Genomic DNA, 3,091 nt, shown 5'->3' on the forward strand with positions numbered 1-3,091 from the left:
CGTTATGCCAGTCAACGGGCGTGGCCACTTTGTGTTTGTCGGTTAACTGCAGCGAATCAAGAACCCGCAGTATCTCGTCGACATTACGTCCAGTGCTGGGCGGATACGTCAAAGTGAGACGAATTTTCTTGTCAGAATCGATGATGAAGACCGTACGCACCGTCAGTTTAGGGTCGGCTTTCGGGTGAATCATTCCATACAGCTTCGCCACCACCTGATCTTCGTCAGCCAGCAAGGGGTAGTTCAGAGCTGCGCCCTGAGTCTGTTCAATATCCCTCGCCCAGTCGTGGTGAGAGCTGAGGGGATCCACCGAAACCCCAACCAGTTTGGCACCCCGCTGGGTGAATTCGTTCTTTCGCTTGGCAAACGCGCCCAGTTCTGTGGTGCATACTGGCGTAAAATCAGCGGGGTGCGAGAACAGCACCGCCCAGCTGTCGTCAAGCCATTGGTGAAAGTTGACCGTGCCTTGCGTGGATTCGATCGTGAAGTTTGGTGCTGTCTCGCCCAGTTGTAGCGCCATGGAAATGTCCTCATGTCATTCATTGAGTAGCCACCATAACTTTGAAGTCAACTTTAAGGTCAAGCTTGATGTGTAATATTTGCAATTCGATAGGAGACAAATAATTTGTCAATAAAGGTTGACCTTAAAGCAGCTGTAAGCCTTAAAATTCTTACGGCGCTAAAATGGATATGATAGGAGGTAGCACCATGGGATTGGTATCAATACCCTTGTTGGCCGTCTCCATAACTTAAGTTGCGATAACACATTGGAATCTCTCTCTTCCATCGGCTTGGTCGGCGCCTTTATCGGCGGATTGATCTCCTTCTTCTCGCCCTGCACGCTGCCCCTGTTACCGGCCTACCTGTCGGTGGTCACAGGCGGTAGTGCCGGTAAAGCCGACAGGCGGTTAGAGGCATTGACCCTCAGTGCCTTCTTCGTCTTCGGCTTCAGCATCGTGTTCATCCTACTCGGGCTCGGTGCCAGTAGTATCGGGCAACTGATGCGAGGGTATCGCCAAGAATTCAACTGGGTTGCCGGCGCGGCGGTGATCGTGCTGGGCCTCTTTATGACCGGCGTGTTCCGATTGCCGCTATTCCAGCGTACCTTTCAGTTCACACCCAATGTCCAGGGTGGCTCCCCGCTGTCGGCGACAGTGTTCGGGGTCTCTTTTGCCATCGGTTGGACCCCCTGTATCGGCCCTATACTGGGCGCCATTTTGATGGCCACGTCCAATGCTGCTAGTGCCCAGGCTGGAATGATTTATCTCAGTGCCTACTCGGCAGGACTGGCGCTACCTTTTCTTGCCAGCACTTTACTGATTAACCGATTCGCTCTGCATCGGCAAAGCCTGGGAAGGTGGAGTGCCTATGCTCGCCCCGTGGCGGGCACGATTGTGATCCTGATGGGCATCGCCATCGTCTCGGGTACCATGACACGGCTTTCCAGTCTCATGGTCGACCTTTTCCCCTCCCTGGCGACCCTGGGGTAGCCAGGCCGTCAGAGAAGTAGAGATTACTTTTCATACTGACTCCTTAAGAAGCTTATTAGGCTGAGCTAGTCTCCTAAAAGGAGATTATTTTTATAATGCTTAGAACTTAATTTCTTTCACTGTTAATTTAGTTCTTTCACCTAATTAATTTTAATTAGGATCTCGTGGCGAGGTAACTTACAAGCGCAGCGAACGTTTCAGTGTTTTTTTGACAAAAAATTTATTATAGTAGGCCTTCCTGAATCCTAGCTGAATAATAAAAATTACGGCAAGTAACGCACAGCTACCTGGTTTATTTTTATATTTTTTGATTAGTTACCAGGTTACCTTTCCTTGATTTATCTTTTAGGTTGTTCTAGCTTTATTATGCCAAGCAAGAACTATGGTAAATAAAATTTGATTTAATAAATGGAGAACCGAGATGGACTTCAAAAAATACGAAAACTGCATTGAAGCTTGTCACATATGCGCTGCTTATTGCGACAAGTGTGCAACTGAGTGTCTAAAAGAAGACAACGTAAAAATGATGGCGGAATGTATTCGCCTTAACATGCAATGTGCTCAAATTTGTCGGTTAGCCGCCTCATTTATGGCACAAGAAAGTGAGTTTGCGCACGAGATCTGCCGTCTATGTGCCGACATTTGTAAGAAATGTGGTGATGAGTGTGAAAAACATGATGCATCCCACTGCCAAGAGTGTGCCCAAGCTTGTCACCGCTGCGCTGAAGAATGTGCCGCAATGGCCAGCTAAGCTCTAAGCCAGCCGGGGCGAGCGCTCCGGTTGGACGTGAACTTCTATGGAGAAATTCATTTGCTTTAACTCAGGCTTTCAAATTATTGAGGTAATTATTTTGAAATAAACTCTAGTAGAAGCAAGCCTACTGCGAGCCTCTTTTAAGGAAACACTGCATAAATACGACCGTTGCTGCCTAAGTGCCACCGGCAGGGCAAAATACAGTTTTCCACTACCCGCCAGAGTTCTCGATGAAACAGATCTCGTTTGCTCAGGCTGAGCACCAGAACAATAAGAAGGTCACCCGCCGGGAACGGTTCCTGGGACAGATGTTGCGGATCTACTTCCTTCAGCAATGGTATGCACTGGTCGACGAAGCGCTTGAAGATGCCATCTATGACAGCCAGGCCATGCGCGACTTCATCTGTATCGATTTGGTCATCAAAAGTGTTCCCGACGCGACTGATCTTTCTTATTCAGTTTAGTGACAGTGGTATTGTGGGTCGCCTGTTCGATCAGGCCCCACATGAAGTGACGAAGAACCATAAAAAAGCTTGGGCATACGCCCAAGCAATCGATCAAAACAGCTTCTCTGCTATGCTACTAACTCACCCTAGAAACTATACTGGGCAGCCACCATCACACGGCTCGCATCTTCTTCACGGCCATCGGCCAACTCCGTTTCGAAATAGCCGTACTCAATTCCGTACATCAAGCGTTCGTTGGGAGTCCACATCAGATGAGTTATTGTCAAATCTGGTGTATGACCATCAGGCGGCGTCTCTGCCAGTTTGATCATCCACCTGCTCTCCATCCCGAAACTGGACGTTGTCCACGACCAGCTTCAGTTGGTCGAACCCCTTGATCC

Annotated in this window: 4 protein-coding genes and 1 pseudogene; 3 read left to right on the forward strand and 2 right to left on the reverse strand. The window is 48.9% G+C overall.

Annotated elements, in window-relative coordinates:
* On the reverse strand, positions 1 to 520 hold a 520-nt coding region (locus tag NH395_RS18260; RefSeq protein ID WP_253026925.1), incomplete at its 3' end, for a peroxiredoxin.
* Positions 521 to 767: 247 nt separating this feature from the next.
* Between NH395_RS18260 and NH395_RS18265 the strand changes: the two genes are divergently transcribed.
* The 3 genes and pseudogenes from NH395_RS18265 to NH395_RS18275 form a co-directional block, all read left to right on the forward strand.
* Positions 768 to 1,490 (forward strand): cytochrome c biogenesis protein CcdA, encoded by a 723-nt coding sequence (locus NH395_RS18265; RefSeq protein ID WP_009288244.1) that lies wholly within the window; start codon positions 768 to 770, stop codon positions 1,488 to 1,490.
* Between the two features lie 589 nt (positions 1,491 to 2,079).
* Positions 2,080 to 2,241 carry a four-helix bundle copper-binding protein gene (locus NH395_RS18420; protein ID WP_244910225.1) on the forward strand — a complete coding sequence of 54 codons (162 nt, stop codon included), beginning with the start codon at positions 2,080 to 2,082 and terminating at the stop codon, positions 2,239 to 2,241.
* Between the two features lie 233 nt (positions 2,242 to 2,474).
* Positions 2,475 to 2,693: pseudogene (locus NH395_RS18275) on the forward strand (transposase); the annotation flags it as partial.
* Between the two features lie 143 nt (positions 2,694 to 2,836).
* Here NH395_RS18275 and NH395_RS18280 read toward each other — a convergent pair.
* Positions 2,837 to 3,022, reverse strand: coding sequence for a hypothetical protein (locus NH395_RS18280; protein ID WP_253026927.1), 186 nt, complete (start codon positions 3,020 to 3,022; stop codon positions 2,837 to 2,839).
* Positions 3,023 to 3,091 lie beyond the last annotated feature (69 nt).

The organism is Halomonas sp. Mc5H-6, assembly GCF_024124705.1.
GTDB classification, from domain to species: domain Bacteria; phylum Pseudomonadota; class Gammaproteobacteria; order Pseudomonadales; family Halomonadaceae; genus Vreelandella; species Vreelandella subterranea.